The 22,715-nt window shown below is 41.0% G+C and carries 16 protein-coding genes; 7 read left to right on the forward strand and 9 right to left on the reverse strand.

The features are described 5' to 3' along the window. Window positions 1–119: 119 nt before the first annotated feature. The 9 genes from ACU5DF_RS10625 to ACU5DF_RS10665 form a co-directional block, all read right to left on the reverse strand. Window positions 120–2,513 carry a diguanylate cyclase gene (locus ACU5DF_RS10625; RefSeq protein ID WP_446712819.1) on the reverse strand — a complete coding sequence of 798 codons (2,394 nt, stop codon included), beginning with the start codon at window positions 2,511–2,513 and terminating at the stop codon, window positions 120–122. A gap of 270 nt (window positions 2,514–2,783) precedes the next feature. Next, entirely contained in the window at window positions 2,784–3,026 is a 243-nt protein-coding gene (locus tag ACU5DF_RS10630; RefSeq protein WP_446712820.1) for a diguanylate cyclase domain-containing protein, read from the reverse strand. After that, window positions 2,948–3,517 carry a diguanylate cyclase domain-containing protein gene (locus ACU5DF_RS10635; RefSeq protein ID WP_446712821.1) on the reverse strand — a complete coding sequence of 190 codons (570 nt, stop codon included), beginning with the start codon at window positions 3,515–3,517 and terminating at the stop codon, window positions 2,948–2,950. The genes ACU5DF_RS10630 and ACU5DF_RS10635 overlap by 79 nt, the downstream gene beginning before the upstream one ends. Next, entirely contained in the window at window positions 3,495–4,886 is a 1,392-nt protein-coding gene (locus ACU5DF_RS10640; protein WP_446712822.1) for a tetratricopeptide repeat protein, read from the reverse strand. The genes ACU5DF_RS10635 and ACU5DF_RS10640 overlap by 23 nt, the downstream gene beginning before the upstream one ends. 277 nt (window positions 4,887–5,163) lie before the next feature. After that, window positions 5,164–6,366 carry a type III PLP-dependent enzyme gene (locus tag ACU5DF_RS10645; protein WP_446712823.1) on the reverse strand — a complete coding sequence of 401 codons (1,203 nt, stop codon included), beginning with the start codon at window positions 6,364–6,366 and terminating at the stop codon, window positions 5,164–5,166. After that, window positions 6,359–8,224: an IucA/IucC family protein gene (locus ACU5DF_RS10650; protein ID WP_446712824.1), complete on the reverse strand. Its 1,866-nt coding sequence runs from the start codon at window positions 8,222–8,224 to the stop codon at window positions 6,359–6,361. Before ACU5DF_RS10650 ends, ACU5DF_RS10645 begins: the two co-directional genes overlap by 8 nt. Then, on the reverse strand, window positions 8,196–9,395 hold the full coding sequence (locus ACU5DF_RS10655) for an MFS transporter (RefSeq protein ID WP_446712825.1): 1,200 nt from the start codon (window positions 9,393–9,395) through the stop codon (window positions 8,196–8,198). Before ACU5DF_RS10655 ends, ACU5DF_RS10650 begins: the two co-directional genes overlap by 29 nt. Before the next feature lie 6 nt (window positions 9,396–9,401). Beyond that, window positions 9,402–11,213, reverse strand: a complete 1,812-nt coding sequence (locus ACU5DF_RS10660) for an IucA/IucC family protein (RefSeq protein ID WP_446712826.1) — start codon at window positions 11,211–11,213, stop codon at window positions 9,402–9,404. Then, the gene (locus tag ACU5DF_RS10665) at window positions 11,210–12,421 is read right to left on the reverse strand and encodes an ATP-grasp domain-containing protein (RefSeq protein ID WP_446712827.1); all 1,212 of its coding nucleotides are present in this window, start codon (window positions 12,419–12,421) and stop codon (window positions 11,210–11,212) included. Before ACU5DF_RS10665 ends, ACU5DF_RS10660 begins: the two co-directional genes overlap by 4 nt. Window positions 12,422–12,658: 237 nt before the next feature. Here ACU5DF_RS10665 and ACU5DF_RS10670 point away from each other — a divergent pair, with 237 nt between their 5' ends. The 7 genes from ACU5DF_RS10670 to ACU5DF_RS10700 all read left to right on the forward strand — a co-directional run bounded on the left by ACU5DF_RS10670 (window position 12,659) and on the right by ACU5DF_RS10700 (window position 22,699). Continuing rightward, entirely contained in the window at window positions 12,659–14,695 is a 2,037-nt protein-coding gene (locus ACU5DF_RS10670; RefSeq protein ID WP_446712828.1) for a TonB-dependent receptor, read from the forward strand. A 39-nt stretch (window positions 14,696–14,734) separates the two neighbouring features. Beyond that, window positions 14,735–16,870, forward strand: a complete 2,136-nt coding sequence (locus tag ACU5DF_RS10675) for a TonB-dependent receptor family protein (protein ID WP_446712829.1) — start codon at window positions 14,735–14,737, stop codon at window positions 16,868–16,870. 87 nt (window positions 16,871–16,957) lie between these two features. Beyond that, complete coding sequence (locus ACU5DF_RS10680) at window positions 16,958–17,881, forward strand: Fe(3+) dicitrate ABC transporter substrate-binding protein (protein WP_446712830.1); 924 nt, start codon at window positions 16,958–16,960, stop codon at window positions 17,879–17,881. Then, complete coding sequence (locus ACU5DF_RS10685) at window positions 17,878–18,927, forward strand: FecCD family ABC transporter permease (RefSeq protein ID WP_446712831.1); 1,050 nt, start codon at window positions 17,878–17,880, stop codon at window positions 18,925–18,927. The genes ACU5DF_RS10680 and ACU5DF_RS10685 overlap by 4 nt, the downstream gene beginning before the upstream one ends. After that, window positions 18,927–19,898, forward strand: a complete 972-nt coding sequence (locus ACU5DF_RS10690; protein WP_446714224.1) for a FecCD family ABC transporter permease — start codon at window positions 18,927–18,929, stop codon at window positions 19,896–19,898. The genes ACU5DF_RS10685 and ACU5DF_RS10690 overlap by 1 nt, the downstream gene beginning before the upstream one ends. A 2-nt stretch (window positions 19,899–19,900) precedes the next feature. After that, complete coding sequence (gene fecE, locus ACU5DF_RS10695; protein ID WP_446712832.1) at window positions 19,901–20,665, forward strand: Fe(3+) dicitrate ABC transporter ATP-binding protein FecE; 765 nt, start codon at window positions 19,901–19,903, stop codon at window positions 20,663–20,665. Window positions 20,666–21,022: 357 nt separating this feature from the next. Continuing rightward, window positions 21,023–22,699: a hypothetical protein gene (locus tag ACU5DF_RS10700; RefSeq protein ID WP_446712833.1), complete on the forward strand. Its 1,677-nt coding sequence runs from the start codon at window positions 21,023–21,025 to the stop codon at window positions 22,697–22,699. The last annotated feature ends 16 nt before the right edge of the window (window positions 22,700–22,715 follow it).

The raw sequence follows: 22,715 nt of genomic DNA on the forward strand, positions 1-22,715 counted from the left end.
GTAGCGAGTTGAAGATGGGAAAGTAAAGATAAAAGACAAATGAATGAGAAATGTTAAACATAAATGGTGCATAAATAAAGTAAAGTGCCTTTAGGGAACTTAAAGGCATATTAGAGCCTTCATATTATTTCTGTAATAACTTGATTACGTCCGGCCTCTTTAGCACGGTATAAAGCGGCGTCTGCGGTTTCATAGAGATGTTCCATTTTGCATCTAGGCTCTTTGGTTGTAACTAAACCGAATGAAGCAGTCAGAACAGGTGCAGTGTGACTGTATTTATGTTCTATCTGTAACCTTTCGATAGCTATTCTAAACTCTTCAACAAATGATGTTGCTTCTTCAGGGGTTAAGCCTGAGAAAATAATCCCGAATTCTTCTCCTCCTAATCTAAAGCAATAATCTGATGCTCTGTGGCACTTTGATTTTAGAGTATTAGCGAGTGAGATCAGTTGATGATCTCCATTATGGTGACCATAGTTATCATTGTATTGTTTAAAGTAATCAATATCTAAAATAACAAAACTGAGCCAATCTTTACTGCGATGAGCCCTGTTAATCTCAGCAGGTAATATTTGATTGTAATGGCGACGGTTAAATAAGCCTGTTAAGGAATCGGTAATGGCTAGTTTTTCAATCTTTTTCTTTTCTTCACGAAGTTGTTTTTCGATCTGTTTTCGCTCTGTGACTTCATAATTTAATTTCTGATTTAGAGTTGAGAGCTTATGAGTCCAGTAACTGAGTAGCATCAGCACTAATAATGACGCGAGGACGATCTTCCAAACGAGTCCATAATCGACAGAGTGCTCATAACGTAATGTTACCCAACGAGAATAAATGGACTTCTTTTCTTCTTCGGAAAGTGAATCGAGTGCTTTTTGTAAGATACTGTGAAAAATGGGCCAGTCGTTACGAACGGCCATACTGAGATCGAAACGATACGGTGTCGCTCCTGAGATCTTTAAATTTGTATACCCATCTCGCGCCATCACGTAATTGGCGGTAGCGATATTACCTACATAGGCAGACACTCGACCAGAAGAGACTGCTTCAAGTGCCTCCGAAACATTATTGACGGTAAGTAGCTTAATCTTTGGATGATTTTTAAGAAGTAACTCGTGGGAGGCATACCCTTTAACGACCACAATTTCTTTACCGTTTAATGTCTTAATGTCAGGAACATAAGGAATATCTTGATTGGTAATAATCATCATCGGAAAACTAAGATAGGGACGAGTAAAATTGAGATACTCTAAGCGACTTGAAGTGATAGCTAGGGCAGGGAAGACATCTAACTCTCGTCGCTTCGCGGCTTGAACAACGTCTAGCCAGTTCATATTAATGCTAGGAACTAGCTCTATACCTAAGCGTTTTGAAATAAGGGCGATATAATCAGCAGAGATCCCTTGATATATATCTTGGTTATTAACAAACTCAAACGGTGGCCAGTTGATGTCGATAGCTAGCTTAAGGCTATTATGCTGTTTTAGCCAGGTTATCTCTTCATTTGTTAGTTTTAGCGCTTTAGTCCCTTTGTAGTAGGTATCTAATAAGTATTTAATACTGAAGTTATAGAATGTGTTTCCCTGCTGATTTTTTGATAGTGCTGTGAAGTCAATACGTTGCCAAGTATCACTAATAAGGGTTTGAAGCATATCTATGTTTTGACTATTAATTGCAAACATACGAGAGTGGAACTGGGTTGATTCCGAGGCAAAATCAAGGCCATTAAGGTAGTCATTGAGTAAGATTAATCCCCATGCTGCTTCAGAAAAATGACCGCCGATCGAAACATAGGGTGCACCATCTTTAATTGCTTGAAGCGCTTCTGGTTGCCAATCAATACCGCCAATAATAATATTATCGACAGGTATAGCTAGCTCTGTGATTGCTGCTTTTACTCCTAGAGCTATTTCGTCTGAAGCGGCCCATACCATATTGATTTCAGGGTGTTGTTGATAATGTGTTTTAAAGATGCGTTTAGCTTCGGTTCTGCTCCAATTTGAACCGGTATGATCTTCTGCAACTATAGATACTCTAGATTGATGCTTGATGAATTGATAAAGTCCTTGATTACGCTGTTGAGCTGATACTTCTTTAAGATTCCCATTAATGACTAACATATTTACTTTTTCAAGTTTATGAACATCAGCCATAACTAAAAGCTGCTCTGCTAATTGAGCGCCTGATTTTTGATCATCAGGTATGATACTACCGATCCAAGTTCGGTATTTTGTACGGGGTAGTAGGTCGTCAGAAATAAAGCCAGTATTGTAAAGAATACTAGGTATATTATGACGGTCGGTTATTTCTAAAACTTGTTCTCCGACTTGTTCATAATTCATAAACAAGATCCCATCGACTCCTTGCTTACTTGCTTCAGTAACCTGCCGTAGCATAGTTTGTGACTGGTTATTTGCATCATAAACTTTTAGGTCAATATTGAGATCATTGGCAGCGGCTTGAACAAATTTGATATGAGATTGCCAAAATGGGGTCTCACTGACGTGGCACAAACAGCGCTATCTCTGTTGCCATAACTTGCAGTGGTAATAATAAGTAAAGAAGCAATATAATAGGAGTTTTCATTGATACTCTTCTCATTATGAATTTACTCAAGTATAGCAGCGGTATTTCAGTTAGTTGTATTTTTTCTAATTCTTGTTTTTTAAACAATTATTGCATATTAGGAATAAACCAGAGAATTATTGTTATAGTCCTTTATGGCTGTTGATACTAAGATTAGTAGTGAAAAGGGCTATATTTTAGATTCTAATAATTAGAACTTAGCTGTGCTTATTTAAATACATATTATTATCTGCATACTGTAATAGGGAATCTGTATTTTTTCCATCAATAGGATATTGTGCAACACCGATACTTGCAGATATGGATAAAGGTAAATCATTTACCGTTAATGGAAGGCCTATTTCATGTCTTAGTTGCTCGATCAGCAGTTCAACCGTTGGTATTTCTTTGCTCGATGAGAAATACAAAACAAATTCAGATCTCCGCCAATTCGGGCGCAAAAATTATCGCCCAGCATTAAAGTCTGTACTCTATGTCCAAACTCAATAAGTACATTATCGCCAACAGTATGACCATAGGTATCATTAATTGGCTTAAAGTTATTTAAATCGATATAGACTAAGAAAAAAGACAATAATGGTGAATGTTTTATTTTCTGTTCAATGATATGAAGTAACTGCCTTCGATTTGGTAGATTGGTTAAACCATCATGGTTGGCAAGATACTCAACTTGTCGTTTTTCATCTTCGACCTTATCACGTAGTTCGATAATTTTTTGATGAGATAAACTATTACTAATTGCAATACTTAAATAGCTGGTAGCACTTTCTAATAGTTGTGTTAGCTGGGGAGTAAATATATCAGATCTCGTACTTTGAAGAGTCCAAATGCCTAATTCTTGATTGTTTAAATGTAAGGGTAGATAAATAGCCGATTTCATGATGGTTGTATCACTAAGGTAACCATCGTTATGGGATAATTTGGTATTCATCTGGTAGTAATGTTTTCTGTTGTTTAAAACAATCAATGCAGTGGCTATCTTCTTGCTCTAATGAAAGAGTGAATCCCTCCGTTTTAACGCCACTTTCAATAACGTGTTCAAAAATAAGTGTTTTATTTCCATCAAATAAACCAATTGCAATGTTGTTAATGCCAATATGCTGTTGAAAGTCTTTAAATAAGATGCTAACAATCTCAGACATTTTAAGGGAAGAGGCTATGTTTTTTCCTATACGCTCTATTAGCAACATACTTTCATGAAGTTTTTCGAGTTTTTTTCTCATCACTTTTTCTGAATGAGCTTGCTGGCTTAAAGATTCTATTTTTGAACTTTGTTCAAGCAGTGCGATTTGTTGCTGGCCATCAAAGTCAGTCATTTTTTTTTGTAAGTGATTGCTTTTCTTGAGGTAGAGATAGCCATCGACATGGTTGACTATTTCTGAATAGCAATGCCCTAATAGTTCGTGTGATTTAATAATAGAGTAAGGAACATATTTAGGATTGTAGTCCGTAATGAGTTCAGACAAAACAGAAATAGCTTTATTTAACTCTCCTAAATCAACGAGGGCAGAAGAGTATTGATATACCATGCAGTAGTAAGAAACACCCATCGTGTCGTAGTTATATTTCTTTAACAGATCTTGGTACAGTGTCATCGAGGCTTCAGGTTGATTGGTAAGACTGAGTTGTTTTGCAATGTATTGTTCTACGAAAAATAGAGCATTTGGGTTTTTACTTTGAATCGCTAATCGTTTTGCTTGTGTTAAAAGCTGACTTGCTTTAGATAAAGCATTTTTTTCTTGCTCAGCTGCAGCACTGTATGAATATAAAACGGATAGGTTATCATCTGGTATCTGTTTAATAAGATCGTATTTTTCGATAATTTGATTGAAATTTGTTAGTTCTTTATATAATGACGTAAAATCATAGCTCTCTAAATAGAGGCTTAAGATGTTTAACCTCACTGGAACGCTGAGTAATGGTTTATTTAAGTCTGCTGAGTATTCTAAGGCTTGCTTAAAAGCATCAATCGTTGATTGATAAAGACTAAATTCAGAATAGGCGGCACCAAGTCCATTAAGACCTCGAATTATCTCTTCTTTTTCATTTAACAGCTTATTGATATGAATGGATTCTAGAAAATATTCGATTGCTTTTTGTGCGTCACCATCATGTAAAGAACACCAGCCATAATGAAGCTTGCATTCGGCAAGTAAGGCCTGATCAACATCGCAGTCATCAATAATACCATCAATTGTCACCAAAGATTTTGAAGTGTCTTGTCGCATTATTAGCCAACTATAATCAAGTTGCTTTCTGATCTTCAAGTTACTTCGTGAAGCTTTTTCTTTAGTGAACATAGGCTTTCCGTGGAGATTTGATTGATCGTTATTTAATGAGTATATATTTTAAAGAAACCCTTAACAATATGCAGTACCTTAATGTAGCTCGAAGATTTGTAAGAAATTTTGTATATTTGAAGGTAATAATGATTTGAAAGATAAAGCTATGTTAGTTGAAGTAAGAGAGTTGGCTGATATAGCAATGAATGTAATTACCTAGGTAGAAATAATTATATCATTTCTACCTAGGTGGAAAAATTCACTGTACCACTGTTATATCAAGTTACACTTAAAATTAGAAGTAATGGAACACAGGAGGCTCGTGCATTAAAAAGTTTTGGTGTGAAATATTCCAAGCGTAAGCTCCTGCTAGAGAAAAGATCACATAATCACCGATGTCGATATGCTCAATATATTGATTTCGTGCTAGGACATCTTTTGGTGTACATAGCTGACCAACCAGCGTGGCCGTAGCATGGCTTATCGAATGTGAAATTTCGGGTTTCAGGTTACTTTCCACAATCGAAAAAGGGTGATCATGGTTTTGTGCTGCGGGCGTGCGAAAGTGATGAGTACCGCCGCGTGCGATCACAAAATTCTCGCCAAGATTTTGTTTAATATCTAGCACTTCCATTACGTAGTAGCCGCAAAATGCAGAGATGTAGCGCCCACACTCAAAGCGCAGTGTCCAATCTTGTAGTTGCTCTTTGGCAATCAAAAATTCCAATTTGTCACAAAACTCCATCCATGGAAAATGCTGTTTAGGATCTTGATAATTGATCCCCATACCTCCGCCGAGATTAATTGTCAGCTCATCGAGTGAAAATGTATTTTTCCAAGATTTCACCACTTGGAAATAACGTTGCATTAAGGCGAGGTGGCGTTTGACGTCAAGTTGGTGTGACATCAAGTGGAAGTGGAAACCTTTTAGCTTTATTAAGGGGAAATCACGTAAGTATATCAGCGCATTGTTTAACTCATTCTCATCTAAACCAAACGGGGTCGGTTTTCCGCCCATGGCTAATTTACTAAGTGTGATATCACCAATGTCGATATTCATACGTAGGAAGATCGAGGCTGGGCGATTTAACTCCTCCGTCAGTATACCAATGCGTTGCAACTCTGTGAGGCTTTCTACATGAATTGCATCAACATTGAGTTCTATCGCTTGTTTTAATTCACTTGGCATTTTTCCTGGGCCACCAAAAATTAGTGGTTGGTTGAGTTGTTGTTGGTGTAGGTGAGTAAGCTCTCCACCTGACGCCGCTTCAAAACCATCAACATAAGGAGCTAGAGTTCGTAATATTGGTGCAGAAGGATTCGCTTTTGCGGCATAAAATAGCTCAACGTTTCTCGGTAAGACATGGCGCATCTGTTTGATATGCAGTTCTAATGCGTTAAGGTCATACAGATAAGCACACAGTGGTTGCACTTGCTGTTCTGCCAGTCGCTGAATTTCTTGCTGAATATGTGTAGGGAGCAGGCGAGAATTAGGCATGAGAACCTCCTTGCTTTTTTGTTGTCCAGGGCACCGAAACTTGAGTGTAGCCAGATTCTTTATCGGCATTTCTCATCAAACGTGTTGTGAAGTTATTTTTACTTGGGAAGTAGCCACCATTGAGTAATGCAATCAATTCGGGTTGTTTACCATTGATTGACTGCCAGCGAGTAATGGCGTCTTTTAATGCTTCCCATAATGCCTCTTCAAGTACTGAATTCCCCTCTGCGATAAAGAAAATAGCTTCACTGATGTTGTTAATGAAAGTGCAGTAACCGATACGATTCCAGCCTTGTTCACGGCTGTAGTAAACAGATTGACGAGCACGATCAGATAGTTGATGTAGAGTATCTGGCGACCAAAACTCTGGCAGTAATTTGGTGCCTTCTAAGTCTCGAATCCATACACAGCATGGCATATCTTTTTCAAAACCAATCAACGTATTTTGTAAATGAGGTTCAAACGCCACACCATGCTTAAAGTAGTAGTTAAATATACCCGGGATTAAACAATGTAAATAACGCTCGAACCATAATATTGCTACACTTTTATACTGGTTTTGTGTTGATTTTGCCTTATGTTTGAGTTGAGTAGCGATGCAACTGTTTCCGTCTTTGTCGTAGGCAAAGAGGGCTCCGGCTAAAGTTGGTTGCAAGATATCAGTTTCACTCAAGGTGAAGTTTTCTCTATATAAAATACCAAATGATTCACGAGCTTTTATGATATCGCTATGTTGCTGCTTGGGGATGGAATCTAGATTTAATGTGGTGGCGTAAGGCTCTGTCATTACTTTAAATACAGGGTTGTGTAGCTGTTCGCTTTCTTTTATTGGATGAAGAATCGAGGTTAATTGAACCGCACTATCGAGTTCATACCATGCATTTTTACGTACACAGTTAGTCAAACGTACGTTGATAGAAAATTTAGCGAACCAATCCATATCAGGGTGATAAAGAGTGCGTACCGATGAGGTGGGTAAGAGCTTTTCACCACCTAAACCCAGAGGAGTAATTCTCCCTTGTTCGATAGCTCGTTTGACCGCTGGATTTTGTAAAAGGGTGTAATTTTCCCAAGGGTGGCAGGGATAAAGCATGGTTGCCGCAGAATGACTCTTTTCTGGTGCGAGTTGTTCCAGCATTTTTTGTGGTGAAGTTCGATTGTCTGAGCTCAAGACATCGAGCAGCGCGGTATCGACTTCAAACCAATACAGAGGAACTTTAGCTCCAACCTCAGGGGAGCAAGAGAGTAAATCATCGATACTGACACCTGAGCGACTCTTTGGCGTGGGATGAAAAGTATGCCCCCATAGCAATGATTGTTCTGATGCGATAAACGCATTGTGATACTGAGAGGTATTGCCTAGATTGAGGAACTGTTCGGTGATCAACAAGCTGTTTTCCATTTGTTCGACTAACTCGTGATTGAATGGAATCACTAACACCTGTTTTAGATAATTGAGTAGAAGTGTCAGAGTTTGCGTTGCATCCAGTTTGCACCAAGTTGTGCCGGGCATTTTAGCCCAAGGTGTATCACTGAGTTTTATTTTTCCCAGTTTACTGATGTACTCAACGGGTAAAACCAACAAACCATTCTTCTGAGATTGGTTTTGGTGAGGTAAGTGAATAGCTACACGTTGATGAGCACAATAATTTTTTTTCAGAGTTTGAGGCAGAGAGGCAGAGCTAAAGTGCCAATCGACTTGATCTTTCGGTATTGCGTATTCACGTAAATAGCAGTTAACCACACCCATAATAGTATTGATTTGGGCTTTTTCACGATTGAAAAGCATTTTTTTACGGCTTAAAAGTTCTGTGTTTTTAGCTGAATGTTCAGTCGGAAGTAATTGAGTGAATAACATTTTTATGTCCAAATTTTGAATGGATGATCAGCGCAATAACGGTACTGCTACTGACCAACGTAGAAAGTAAGAAAGGAACCTCAAGCCAACCTAAACTTGAGACGAAAGATGCACTTAACCCTGCTCCAACTCCGCCCCATTTAGACATGGCATCAAAGCGTGAAAACACTTTGCCGCTTTGTCGTCGATCAATTTGGTTTGCTAAAGCTTGGTGTAAGCCGTGATAACAGCAGACCATGCCAAGGCCAAAGACAATGCGAGCAACAATCAGCATTGCTTGATAAGAAATAAGATGCATTGCCGCGCTGAATGACAGCAAGATAAACCCTAGCCACAAAATACACTGTGGATGGTGTCGATTAATCAATTCTGAGAATAGATGAACTTTCCAAGCAAAGATCAAGTAGATACCATGTGGTAGAGCGTATAAAAAACCAATCCATGCTTGATTTGTCACGCCGTATTGCTGCACATAAGGTGAGAAATAAGGGAACGTGACTACCATGGCAAAAGCAAAACTAAATTGTGCACCAAATACCCAATAAAGGGCACTTAATGGTTGAACTTGAGTGCATTGATTTTCATTAGATGATTGGTCTTTTTTAGTTTTTCTTTTTTCAAGGGGATCGGCTGGTAGTGTTAAGGTGATCGCTAGCGCCAATAAAGGTAAAGCGGAGAGCCAAAGATAGGCGTTAAGTGGGTTGGTTTCTGATAAACTCCAACCTAACCCAATCGGCGCAATGATTAACGCTAAACGGGCAGAAAGCTGAGTCTTATTTAGTGACTTACCCAGTGTTTTTGCATCTTGAATTTGGCTAGATAAATAGCTATTTGAGGCGGCCATGGTGCCACCAAAGGTTCCTTGAACGATAAGACCAAAAACAAACATCGTTAGGTTATCTGCTAAACCACACAGTGCGAAGCCTGTTGCAAGTCCGAGTTGAGCACGCAATAAAGAGCGACGTCTGCCATATTTATCGGCAAATTGTCCCCAAAAACGAGCCGCCACAGCAGTGCAAAAGGTAGGTAGAATAAATAATATCCCCGCCCAATCGGTATCGATGTTCGCGTCAAGTGTCGGTAAAACCATCGGTAAAAACAGAGGCATTCCCAAGGCTGCAAACGCCGCAATAAAGTGGCAGAGCAGCACGCAATAGATGAGTTTGGTCATTATGAATTAACTCACGCTCTGCTTGATGGTTTCAAGATAAGCGTGTTGTGCTTCTTCACTGGTAAGCAACAAGAAGTTTGGTGCCGACAAACCATAGAATTTATTAATATCGCTTGCGCCAGATGCTTCTTTTGATAATAAGCTGCCTGAACTTAATAAATACTTGGCGTACAGGTTTGGGGAGTCAAATAACATCTTGTGTGCGAGTGTGATGTCGTGCTCTTGGTTACCTAACTGGTAAAGTTGTTGTGAAAGACTGTCTGCGACCGTTGCATATAGCGAAGCCGAAGATGCAACTCCTTTCTCAGCCATTGCTTCCACAATTGCAGCTATGTCTAATTGCAAAGTAATAGTGGTAAACATCTGACCAAGAGCCAGTTCGTTATCTACTATGATGCGATGATCTAGTAGTTGGTCGCATTTTACAGGAGAGTGCTGCTCAAACGCTTGGAAACGCTCTGGCCAAATACGCGCGGCATCATTATCTTTCATAGCTAAGGTCATCTTACTTTGCTTATCAAAGGCGATGATGGCGTTTTGTTGATTCGATTCCAAGGCGATGCCGTAGCGGATCCACAACGTGAGGTGTACTTTGCACAACAGGTCAACATAATCCTTAAACCAAGCCAGTGTGTCGTGTTGATAATACTGATCGGAAAGATGCTCTAAGAATAAACGGCCATCAGGCATTGGACTGGCAAGAGCAGCAACTGGCACCAACGCTTTGTCTTGGAAGTGACTCAGTGGATATTCACGCACGATGTAAGCGAAGGTTTTATCGTCTCCAACGTGGCCGCCGTGCTTCTCATTGCAATGAAAAAACGAGCCGTGTAAGTCTTTATCGTTTTGTTCTAAGTGTGTTAGCAAGCGTTCAAACCAGTGACCATCATAGAGCGTGGATGGCTTGATTAATCGGATGTTTTTGGTACCCAATGAGCGCATGATCAATGGCACTTTGATGTGGATATGTGGTGCTTGTTTTACGACTACGGTACGTACCGATAGGGTCGGAGTGACATCAAGGTACGCCAGAGGTGCTTCAATGACACCTTCTGGTAAAGAGGAGAGACTTTGCAGCGTTAGTGGATGCGCAGGGAACAGTTCATGGCTCAGAGAAAAATCTTCTGGAATTCCCACTTGTTCCATTGTCGGCCAGCATTCCGGTTGTGGGCTGGTCAAAGTAACGAGTGACTTTTCAATCGCAAGCCAACGAAGAGTAAAGCTTTGTGCAAACTCTGGTGCGTACTCTTTGAGGTCTTGATCGCTCAAACCAAACTTAGCGCGAGCTGTTGGGTAGTAAGGGTGATCGAGGTAGGACGCAATTTGATCAGCACGTAAGAGCTTTTGTTCCCAACGATCCAGACGCGAGATAGGCTGCATGAGTGATTCAGAATGTCGAGAGAAGGCTTCATCACACATACCTTTGTGTTTCTCTGCGCATTCGAGTTCTTGTAAGTAGCTATCTAGCAACGAGTGAGAGCTTTTGTCAGCACTTTCTTTTAGTAATCCAATCCAATCATGGTAATCCTGTTGCTGTTCAATACGGTCATTTCTCTCGATAAACCAACCATTACCGCCAGAGCCATCAGGTTGTCCGTATACCCATCTTTGCATGTAATAACTCGGAGTGACGGGTAAGTAGAGTGTAAAATGCAAACCAGTAAAATTAAGCCATGTTTGCGCGCGAGGATAGGAAGAGATATTGAGCTTACTTGGGAGCTCAGTGTTAAATCTACTTCGAGACACTAATTCAAAGAGGTCTTCACGTAGGCAAGTGTCGATTAAGCGTTGAGTTAGGTATAAAGCGTTGTCGTTCATGCTGTCACCTCGCTGACTGATGTGAGATTAAAGCTAGATATTGCTTGTTGGCGTGTAAATTCTAAGGATTGCTCAGAAGGAGACACGATTGAAATTCTTGCTAAGTAATCTTTGTTGGAGAAGCTTTGTCGGAAAATATCTCCCGCCTGTTTAAGCACTTGCTGCTGAGTGACGATATCGCCCTCTTGGTGAGTGAAAGAGGTTGATGTACCTTCAATAATTCCGTCTTGTTCTGCCACCACGTAATGTATATGTGCACTACCATTTATGTGGAATGCCCGATCAATTTTATTACCAAGATGAAGATTTAAGATGGTGGAGAACCAATTTCCACTGCTGAGGTTATCGAGTAAGAACTCTCGCCCATCGCCAATACTGCGATAGTTAATTTCGACTAATACTGGACCCAATTCAGTAATGATGAATTCGCTATGGCAGATGCCAAAACCAACGCCAAATGTTTGAAGCTGATTCACACACTCATCACGATATAGAATGCTATTGGGTCCATTCCAACTAGCCGCAGTCTCTATGAAATAAGGAGGAGCCGAAAGCTCTACATCGAATCCACCTAGAGCAATCAGTTGCTCGCCATCGCCCAAAGTTTCTACCGTAATGAGAGGCCCTTGTAGAAACTCTTCTATTAAGATCGGGGTCGTGGGGTGTTTTTGCCAAAACGCATCGCAATAGTTGTCTAGTTCAGCTTTATTGTTGCAGCGCTGAACATCTATGCTAGCGACACCTTCTTTAGGCTTAGCAACGACAGGGAAGGTCAATTTAAGTTCAAGCACGGTATCTCGATGTAACAGCGCACTGTGAGTGTTGGGCAGAGATTTTTCGCTTAATACTTGGCGGGTTAAATGCTTGTTCTTTGCATTTAATGTGACGGTCCAATCTTTTGCGGGTACATCAAAAAATTGACCACAGATAGCCGTGGAGGTTTGCAGGTGGTCGCTGTTGCTAAAAATGGCATCTGGTTTCAGACCATTTTCGGTAATTATTTCTATGAGTTCAAGCGGATTGAATACATCACATTCCAGAACGGTATCAGGGTTGAATTGGTTATCTTCACTGGCCAATTTTAAATGGCTGAGCTTATGGTCGGTGATCAAAACGACGTGAAGACCCATCGCTTTTGCTACGGGTACGAAGCCGTGGATGATGGCATCATTCACGACATGACTTACGATTATCATTGTTGATTTCATGGGTTTTTCCTAATTTTCCTAACGTTGTTACTGCCTGAATACAATCAGTATTTACTCAAATTTTTGGTAAGAATTTGTAATTATTATTTTATCTTATTGATTACTTTGTCATTAATTTCGCGCTCTGATTTATAAGGGAAATCAATATAAGACATAAAATTAATAGTTGCAAATACAAATGATATTTGTTTTTATTCGCACCTTGGCGGTGTTTTATAAACTGAAATGGAATTAGAAATGAACATGAAATTGACTTTATCTCCTCTTACTTTGGCTATTGGAGCTGCATTGGCGGCAACAGTCGTGACTCCTAATGTGTTGGCGGCAGAAGAGGTAACAACGAATGAAACGATGCTAGTTATCGGTCATCAATATGAAGGTTATGCCGAGCATATGCCGCAATCGGGAACGAAAACGGATGTCGAGTGGTTAGATGTGCCACAAGCCGTCTCTGTGGTTACTAAGACAGAAATACAAGACCGCGGTGCAGTGCGTTTAGTCGATGCTCTTGATGGTGTGGCAGGGGTAAATAATACCTTAGGTGAAGGGAGCCGAGACCAATTTGTGATTCGTGGTTTTGATGCGCTTAACGACATGTATCGCGATGGCATGCGTGATGACGGGACGCTGCAATCGTATCGTAGTCTGGCTAATATCGAACGCGTTGAAGTGGTAAAAGGCCCTGCGGGTGCACTTTATGGCCGAGGCTCTGCTGGAGGCATTATTAACTTGGTTACTAAGCGGGCTAACGGCGATAATTTTACCAGCGTTAACGGCAGCGTTGGCAGTAATAGTCAATTTGTTGGGCAGATCGATAACTCAATGGCAATTACAGATAAGGTCAATGGTCGGATCAACGTGGAATATCGACAAGCGGACTCTTATGTCGACCATGTTGACTCTAATGACTTCTTTATTGCTCCTACTATTCGAGTATTGCCTGCTGAAGGTCATATTATTGATTTAGATGTTGAATACGCGCATCAAGAGTTGGTGCCATATCGTGGTGTACCATCGAAAAACGGTAAGCCTGTCGATGTTTCGAGCAGTACTTTCTTTGGTGGAACGAACGATTATCAAGAATCGGACAATATTCGACTTGCGGTTAATTACGAGTGGCAATTGAGTAATAATTGGATATGGACAAATCGTGCATCCTATAGCCATATCGAATTAGAGCAAAAAGGCACACGTCAGGGCACAGTAACAGGGGATAAAGTTTCTCAAACCGTTAACAATTTTGGCTATGACCCTCGTACCACTACGACGTTGCAATCGGAATTAGTTTGGGAAACAGAATCTAACCAAATGATGATCGGTGCCGATTATAATCAAATTAATATCGATCTCACATTGGCAAGTGATAAAACGCTTCCGCCGAAAGATATTTACGATCCTGTCGTTGGTCCAACGCCTGATCCGGGCTTTAAACCTTTCCGTGATAATACGACAACGACGACTGGCGTTTATATTCAAGATGTTTACACCTTTGGGGATCTTTCTGTTATTGGTAATGTTCGCTACGACTCTATGGATCTTGAACAGCAAAAAGCAGGAGCAGCAAAAGAGAACTTAGACGATAACAAAATGAGTTACCGTGCAGGGTTAGTCTACCGCCTTAATGATGATATGTCAGTGTACGCAAGCATGGCTCGTTCATGGCAGTTACCTTACTCTGGCATTTATATTAATCCTAAATTAGCAGAGTTTTTCCATACCGATCTGAAAGAAGTGGGTGCAAAAGCTTACTTATTAGACGATGCGTTGATGTTAAACGCGGCGATCTTCCAAATTGATCAAGAACAACCACAAACCAATGTGGACGGAGATGTTATCAACAAGATTGAAGCCCGTCATCAAGGTATTGAGTTGGAAGCGCGTGGTCAGTTTACAGATAAGTGGGATATTTCGGTGGGATACAGCTACCTAGATGCGGAAGATAAAGAAACTGGTAAAAAACCGAATGATGTTTCTGATCACCTGTTCTCACTTTGGAGTACTTATCAATTAGGTGACAACTGGCGATTGGGTGGTGGTGTGAAATACGTAGGTGACCGTTATGCGGGTAATGATGAAGCTGTAGCTTTAGGCGATTACACCACCGTCGATTTGATGGCAGCATACACTACAGGCCGTCACAAAATCCAAGCGAATGCTTATAACGTGTTGAATGAGGAATATATTCTGGGTGCGACGAATGGCAAGTCTGGTTTGAATCAGATCGGTTACGGTGCGCCAGCAGAATTCATGCTTAGTTACGGATACCAGTTCTAAAATCATTGCCCTTAACCTGCTTATATATAGGAGATTTTCATGTTTTACCAGAATTTGGACGGTAAACTTCAAATACAACCCCAAGCACAACTTAAACTGCGCCTGAGTGTACTTGCGGCAGCCATCGCATCAGTAACTTCCATGAATGCATTCGCTGCATCAGAACCTGAAACGACAACTATGGAAACGATTGTCGTGACTGCTAGTTTAATCGGTAACTCAGAAGTCGAGGATGTGAAAGAGTATCCGGGAGCTCGTACTGTTCTTACTAATGAGCAAATTAAAAAGACCGCGGCGCTCTCTATTGATTCAGCATTTCAAAGCGTTCCTGGAATTAAAGTTCAAGATGAAACTGGCACGGGTGTTCTACCTAACATCTCGGTGCGCGGCTTAAAAGCAAGCCGCAGTGGTCATGCTCAATTTCTAATGGATGGTGTCCCACTAACGTTGGCACCTTATGGTCACACCGGACAGTCGATTTTCCCTGCAACACTGTCTATGCTTGACCGGATAGATATTGTACGTGGCGGTGCTGCCGTACAGTACGGACCGAACAACGTTGGTGGTGTGATCAACTTGGTGACAAAGCCTATCCCAAACTCTTGGGAAACTGAAATCAGTAATCGCCTCACTGTATTTGAAGATGGTGATACACCACTTAACGATTTTTATTTGCGCACCGGTGGTTGGTTAACAGATACGCTTGCATTACAACTAGAAGGTAACTTCTTAAAAGGCGAAAGTTTCCGTGAACACTCTGATACTGAGGTAAAAAACTTCCAAGCTAAAGTGCAATGGCTGATGAGTGATACTCAGGAACTACAAGCTTTTATTCAGCGCTATGATGCCGACACGCAAATGCCAGGAGCGCTATCACCAGAAGATTATAAGAATGATCGAACTCAATCAAAACGACCTTATGACGAGTACCAAGGTTCATCAACGCGTTGGAGCGTGAAATACCTGCAAGATTTGAATATTGCGGATAGTGCTGAATTGGAAGTGCTGACATTTGGTCATAGTTCTGAACGATTCTTCCAATGGGGGTTTAATGGCGCGGGTGGTCACTGGGCGGATCCAGCATTACCATCAACTGACATTCGTACTTCACCGCGTGAGTTTACCGTTTATGGTGTTGAACCTAAATTAGCGATGTACTTTGACAGCAACACAGTGACGCAAAATTTAATTGTGGGTGCGCGTTACGTCAACGAAAATATCGATTACAAGCTGACTCAAACTCCAATTGCGGGTGGTGCGACAAGTGTACCTCGTGATTGGCATCTTGATACCGATGCTTTTGCAGGTTACATCAGCAATGAAATTGGCTTATTTAATGATGCATTAAAGGTAACGCCGGGCATCCGCTACGAGTCAGTTGATATGAAGTTCGATGATCTGGGTAAAGCGCAGAGTACAGATAATAAGGTAACAGAATGGTTGCCGGGCTTAACGGTGGCGTACCATCTAACGGAACAATGGGTCGGCTATGTTAACGCACAGAAGTCTTTGCGTGCACCACAAATTGCTTATATCCGTGGTTTAGGTGAAGAGGGCAGTGAACTGGCATGGAACTATGAACTGGGTGCTCGTTACAATCAAGATTCAACCAGTTTTAGTGCAGCACTTTATCGTATTGATTTTAAAGATCAGCTGCAATGGCAAAGTGCGACGCAAACTTTTGATAATATTGGTAAAACGCTTCACCAAGGTATTGAAATTTCTGGTCGTTATATTCCCCAAAAGCTTCAAGCTCTGAGCTTAGGTGCTAGCTATAACTACTTGGATGCGACTATGGAAGAAGATGGCGCAAATAAAGGCAATCAACTTCCTTACACATCTAAACACCAACTGAATTGGGATGCAACTTACGCCTTTATGGGGGTAGACACTACGCTATCTGGTTACTATTTCAGTGAGGCTTACTCTGATAATGCGAATACAAGCGCTGAGGATGCAACGGGTGCGAAAGGTAAAGTACCTGCGTATATGGTATGGAATTTCAATCTAGGTTCCGATTTATACAAGGATGAAAGTGGCAAGCTACGCATGAATGTCGCAGTAAACAACCTGCTTGATGAGGATTACTATTTCCGCGGTATTGATACTAGCCCTGTAGGTCGTTATCCCGCTCCAGGACGATCTTACACTTTGGATCTAAATTACCAGTTTTAGAACGTAACTAATTGAAACTAAATATAAATAAAAGTCGCCAATAATAATTGGTGACTTTAACCGCTTTAGTGTTAAAGGAAATTAAATATGAAAAATAATTCTCGACTTTTGTCATTGAACGGATTGGTGGTAATTTTTGCTTCATTATTTTTTAGCTTGCTCTCATTTTCGAGTTCAGCAAGCTCGCGAGTAATACAAGACGAGCAAGGTCAGTTTGAGATCGCCACAACGCCACAACGTATTGTCGTGTTGGAATTCTCATTTGTGGATGCCTTAGCTGCTGTGGGGGTTTCTCCTGTTGGTGTGGCTGACGACAATGATGCTTCGCGAGTGATTCCTGCGGTGCGTGAATTGATTCAACCATGGAAATCGGTTGGTATGCGTTCTCAACCGAGCTTAGAAGCCATTGCAGTATTAAAGCCCGATCTGATCATTGCTGATGCTGAGCGCCATCGTACGGTCTATCAAGATTTACAACGCATCGCGCCTACACTACTGTTAAAAAGCCGAGGTGAGACTTATCAAGAGAATTTGAAGTCCGCACTCAAGATTGGAATAGCTGTTGATAGGCTATCAGAGATGGAGCTGAGAATTCAACAGCATCAACAGGCGATGGCTGACTTCAAAAGTCATTTTTCCCTTAAGGAAACCATCCAATTTGCCGTGGTGTCGGACAAAGGTATGTGGTTACATAGCCCTGCCTCTTACGCAGGAGGAGTGCTCACCGCATTGGGCATTGCCAGTCCACTTGTTGCATCAACAGAAAAAGCGTATTTACCAACCAGTTTTGAGTTATTACTGAAAACCAACCCAGATTGGCTACTTCTAGGGGCTTATTCTCACCCGAATATTGTCGACGATTGGCAAAAAAATTCGCTATTTAATGCACTAACATCGGAGAAAAAGAAACAACTTATCGAGGTTTCACCTGAGCTTTGGTCATTGAATCGAGGTATGTTGGCTGCTGAGCAAATAGCTCGAAATCTTGAGCAGATTTTGGATCGATCATGAGCTCTTTGCTGCTTTCTGGTAGTAAACTTGATATTAATAACCAACGTCAGTCGATACTTCAGTGGCGAGGGCTCTTGTTTACGATGCTGGTATCGAGCCTAGCGCTCTCTGGTTACATGGCTTCTATGTTGGGGTGGTCTAATTTTTCGCTAACGTTTAATGATTTGATTCAGTACTGGTTTGCGTTTGATGAAAGAAATATGACTCATCAAATCTTAGCGACATTAAGAGCGCCAAGAGCTTACGCAGGATTATTGATTGGGGCAAGTTTGGCTGTTTCGGGGTTATTGATGCAGGGGTTAACGCGTAACCCGCTCGCGTCTCCTTCGATTCTCGGGATTAACGCTGGTGCGGCTTGTTTTATGGCGTTAGCCGCAATTGGTATACCTTTGGTTAGTGCAATCAATCCAATCCTCAATGCCGTTTGTGGTGCGTTATTAAGTGGTGTTACCGTGATGCTTCTTGGAGGATTTTTTTCTTCTCGTTCACATCCTTTACGTTTGGTTTTGGCTGGTATTGCCATCAGCGCGTTACTTGTTGGTTTAACGCGAGCGGCACTGATCCTTGCTGATGATATGGCTTATAGCGTGTTGCACTGGCTTACAGGCTCATTGTCTAGTGTGAACTCTGAACAATGGCAGCAGCTTTGGCCGCCAGTATTGATTGGTTTGATATTAGCAATGAGTCTTGCTCGTAACCTTAATTTGTTGGCTCTTGGAGAAGAGGTTGCCGTTGGATTGGGGAGTAACATTTGGCTTACTCGTATTGTTAGCGGAATGACTATTGTGCTACTTGCTGGTTCGAGTGTTGCTATTGCTGGGCCTATTGGTTTTGTGGGTTTATTAGTCCCTCATCTTGTTAGGCCTATAGTGGGTCATAATTACCATTTACTTATTCCAATTTCCGCATTGGTTGGCGCAGCGTTGGTGGCATGGTCAGATGCGTTATCACGAGCGATTGCTTTCCCAACTGAAACGCCCGTTGGTGTTATTACTGCATTGCTTGGAACGCCTTGTTTTATTTTGATTGCGACGAGGAGGTCATGATGACCCACCAGACGAAGATTGTCTTGTTGTTTGGGCTGTTGTTGATAGTGGCATCCACAGGTTTGTTTGTTGGCGCTGCTTCACTTTCTGTATCTCAAGTTGTTGAACATTTAATCACGTTTTCCAGTGATGATTTTATTATTCATCAATATCGATTTCCGCGTATGTTACTTGCCATTGGTGTGGGAGCAGGGTTAGGGCTCTCTGGCGTATTAGTTCAAGGAGTGATACGTAATCCGCTAGCATCCCCTGATCTCATGGGGATCAGTGCAGGGGCAGGGCTTGCCGCGACAGCGAGCTTAGTTTTGTTTCCTAATGCACCAATTAGTATGCTTCCTCTGATTGCAATGTTCGGTGGGGTTTTCGCCGCTGTGCTGATTGCAGCACTGGCATGGTGGACAAAACCAACCCCTGCAAAATTAGCGTTAATTGGTATTGCAGTGAGTGCATTTCTTGCCAGTTGCATCGACTTCTTACTTGTCACTAATCCCATTGAGATCAACACGGCGATGGTATGGCTAACAGGTAGCCTTTGGGGGCGAAACTGGCAACAAGTGCCCTTTATTTGGAGTGCATTACTCTTGCTATTGCCAATCGCGTTTTGGTTGGCTTGGCGTTTGGATGTGATGGGACTTGGGGAAGAAAGTGCGACAACACTTGGTACTAAGCCAAAACAGATACAGGCTTTCGCGTTGTTGGCCGCAGTATTACTTGCCAGTATCAGTGTTTCGGTTGCAGGGACGATCAGTTTTGTGGGTCTATTAGCTCCTCATTTAGCTCGTTTATTATTTGGACACAATCATAAATTATTGGTCCCTAGCTCTGCATTGTTAGGCGCGATTCTAGTGACTTGTGCTGACGGACTGGCAAGAGGATTACAACCACCGATTGAACTGCCTGCTGGTGTACTTACCTCTGTGATTGGCGCGCCTTATTTCATCTTTCTTATTTATCGTTATCGAGGTTGGTAACCATGCTTGAAACACAGAACCTTTCCGTCGCGTACGGCAAACAAACAATTATACCGAACCTTTCGGTTTCAATTCCTAAGGGAAAAATTACCGCCTTAATTGGACCAAATGGATGTGGTAAATCCACCTTGCTAAAAACCTTGGTTAGAATTAATAAACCAATAGCAGGAGATGTACTGTTTGAAAATAAATCGTTATCTACCTATGGTGATAAAATACTCGCACGCTCGTTGTCACTCTTACCACAAATATTGGTAAATCCGGAGGGAATTACGGTAAGAAAATTGGTCGAGTATGGTCGCTCTCCTTATGTATCTCACTGGGGAAGATTAGGAAAAGAAGATCAATTAATTGTCGAACAAGCGATGCGCGATACAGGCGTGTTTGAGTTTGCAGATAAACCCGTAGAATCACTGTCTGGTGGTCAACGTCAAAGAGCATGGATTGCGATGGTGATAGCGCAAGATACGGATGTTGTGATGCTCGATGAACCAACAACCTACCTTGATATGTCGCATCAAGTTGAATTAATGAATTTGATGCAGCAGATGAATGCCAAAGGAAAAACGGTGGTTGTTGTACTACATGATCTCAATCAAGCGTGCCGATACTGCGATCACTTAGTCGTCTTAGACCAAGGACGCCTCGTTACCGAAGGATCACCCGATCAGGTGCTGACAGAAAATATACTCAGTTCTGTTTTCGATCTCAAAGCTCGTGTATTTCGTGACCCTATTTCAAATACGCCGATGTGTGTGGCGATTTAACTGTCTTTAATCGTTTCAAATTTCAGAATGATATACCTCAATAACACAGCTAAGTATCCAATATTCGTGTGTAGTCAAACATAGCCTCACCATGTCCATTGTGTGAAGTAATTTGATATCGCAATGATGCTTATTGTGACGATCTAGCATGCAATAAAAAGGCGGTGACAGTGTAGCGATAGGGGGGGGAAGTAAATACAAAAGGATAGTAAGGAGGTTTGTAACTATGAAATACCTTATTTACATAAACAAGAGAAGCAGACCTAGAAGTTAATTATCCAGTTTGACCCCCTCTAGCTTATATAGCTATAACTCTTGTTCTTATATTCATTTTCTTATTCGTACGTAGGGGAAATCATGCTCTGTCGATACCGCCTGCTTCCAGGTTACTCGCTTACTCAAAAAGATCTTCCGTATATTTTAACACCCAATGAATTTACCTGCTTAGTAAGGGACGTGGCTAATATCGTTTCTCTTCGACGCTCTCTACCTGCCAAACTTCAGCATAATAGGCACATAGCCAGTGCGCAAAATACACATATTTTGACACGTAACTTGAGGCGATTAATAGAAAGAGGTGAATGGGTAGCATTATCTATGTTCCCTCAAGCAAGAGATATTGAACAGTTACGTTTACCTTTGATGTCTGGATTACAACAGCGTATTGAGAAAGTGCAAAACCCTACGAGTCTAGTGCGGTTCAAAACGACACCCACATTAAGGCATCAATCCTCTCACGCTGCGTCACCAGCGGTTGTCACTGAAAAGAGTTTAGATAACAAAATTATTGTAGAGTTTGCAGGTCAATGGCCTAACAATGCCGCATCGATTTCGATATCTAAGCTTAAAGGTTTAAATGAGAAAACCAAGAAAATACAAAAGGATCGTAAGTTCTTCCATCGAAGTCTCACTGAGTTTTCAGATTTAGATAAAGAGCCAAGAGCACTCTATTTAACCATTCCCAAAACACACTCTGCAAAAGAGCTTAATTTTTTGCTTGCTGACATGATTCGTCCAGTAGAAAAAGAGACAGAAATGGGAGAGTGGGAGACAGTGTTAGTGCCAGTAAGGCCCTTAATATATACCTCAGAGCTGCAAGAAAAAGATAAATTAGCGGATGTAATAAAAGGCTATATTTATATCTTTTGGAAACAGAAACTATGGCGAGAGGTTTCTGTTGATAAAAATAGTGCATTTAGTGATATTGATGTCGAACATTACCGCAACCTAGCGAGTGATAATTCGAGTAAAAATCAAAGAAGATCAGAAGGGCATCCATTACCTCATCTTTGGCTTCCATATAAAATAGCAGGAGAGGCTCAAATAGCAGATAAAGGGTTAGCACTTCTGTTTAGTCGAACCGCACTTTCTTGGAAAACGATCCAAGAAATAGAAACAGATCCTGAGCTATATAAGACGTTAATATCGGCAGATGAATTAGAAAGTTACTCAGTGAATCAGTCATTTGATAACCAAAATAATATTGTAGCTATAGATCTACAAGAGTTCTCATCGCTTAATAAAAATAAGTTGAGTGATGCTTTAAGCGCACCAAGTCAAGGTTACTTAAACCAACAAAATAATAAAACCGCAGTAATTAGGTTAACCAATAATAGTGGAAGACTAGGTATTATATTAAGAGATCAATTTGATCAGCGTTATGCCAACATGGATTACATACTTGAAGCTGATGGAAAAACATATGAAAGAATAACCGATGAGTTTGGTTTTATTTCTCTAGATGATTTTGCTCAATTAGAAAGTGTGTTTATCAATATGAAAGCGAATGAGTACGATGTGGATTTTTCAAATCGACTTTTTGTAGAGATCGGAACGTTAAAGCCATTGAAAGATGAAACTGGATTAAATCAACGACTAAAGAACCATGATTTTATAATAGCTGAACATGATGATCTTAATGAAGGTCTTCAAAAAAACGCGCTTAAAAATATGCAATATCACTGTAATTTAGCGATGAATGCCACGCGAAACGAAGAAACCATCGATTGGTTTGATTGTCATGACGCAGAATAATATAAAAGCTAGGGAA

The organism is Aliivibrio wodanis (assembly GCF_052920805.1).

Excerpts from the sequence above, each read along its gene's own strand:
- ACU5DF_RS10640 (WP_446712822.1), bottom strand. The coding sequence starts at position 4,886 with ATGTTCACTAAAGAAAAAGCTTCACGAAGTAACTTGAAGATCAGAAAG.
- ACU5DF_RS10645 (WP_446712823.1), bottom strand. The coding sequence starts at position 6,366 with ATGCCTAATTCTCGCCTGCTCCCTACACATATTCAGCAAGAAATTCAG.
- ACU5DF_RS10635 (WP_446712821.1), bottom strand. The coding sequence starts at position 3,517 with ATGAATACCAAATTATCCCATAACGATGGTTACCTTAGTGATACAACC.
- ACU5DF_RS10670 (WP_446712828.1), top strand. The coding sequence starts at position 12,659 with ATGAACATGAAATTGACTTTATCTCCTCTTACTTTGGCTATTGGAGCT.
- ACU5DF_RS10685 (WP_446712831.1), top strand. The coding sequence starts at position 17,878 with ATGAGCTCTTTGCTGCTTTCTGGTAGTAAACTTGATATTAATAACCAA.
- ACU5DF_RS10680 (WP_446712830.1), top strand. The coding sequence starts at position 16,958 with ATGAAAAATAATTCTCGACTTTTGTCATTGAACGGATTGGTGGTAATT.
- ACU5DF_RS10700 (WP_446712833.1), top strand. The coding sequence starts at position 21,023 with ATGCTCTGTCGATACCGCCTGCTTCCAGGTTACTCGCTTACTCAAAAA.
- ACU5DF_RS10650 (WP_446712824.1), bottom strand. The coding sequence starts at position 8,224 with ATGTTATTCACTCAATTACTTCCGACTGAACATTCAGCTAAAAACACA.
- ACU5DF_RS10675 (WP_446712829.1), top strand. The coding sequence starts at position 14,735 with ATGTTTTACCAGAATTTGGACGGTAAACTTCAAATACAACCCCAAGCA.
- ACU5DF_RS10665 (WP_446712827.1), bottom strand. The coding sequence starts at position 12,421 with ATGAAATCAACAATGATAATCGTAAGTCATGTCGTGAATGATGCCATC.
- fecE (WP_446712832.1), top strand. The coding sequence starts at position 19,901 with ATGCTTGAAACACAGAACCTTTCCGTCGCGTACGGCAAACAAACAATT.
- ACU5DF_RS10660 (WP_446712826.1), bottom strand. The coding sequence starts at position 11,213 with ATGAACGACAACGCTTTATACCTAACTCAACGCTTAATCGACACTTGC.
- ACU5DF_RS10655 (WP_446712825.1), bottom strand. The coding sequence starts at position 9,395 with ATGACCAAACTCATCTATTGCGTGCTGCTCTGCCACTTTATTGCGGCG.
- ACU5DF_RS10690 (WP_446714224.1), top strand. The coding sequence starts at position 18,927 with ATGACCCACCAGACGAAGATTGTCTTGTTGTTTGGGCTGTTGTTGATA.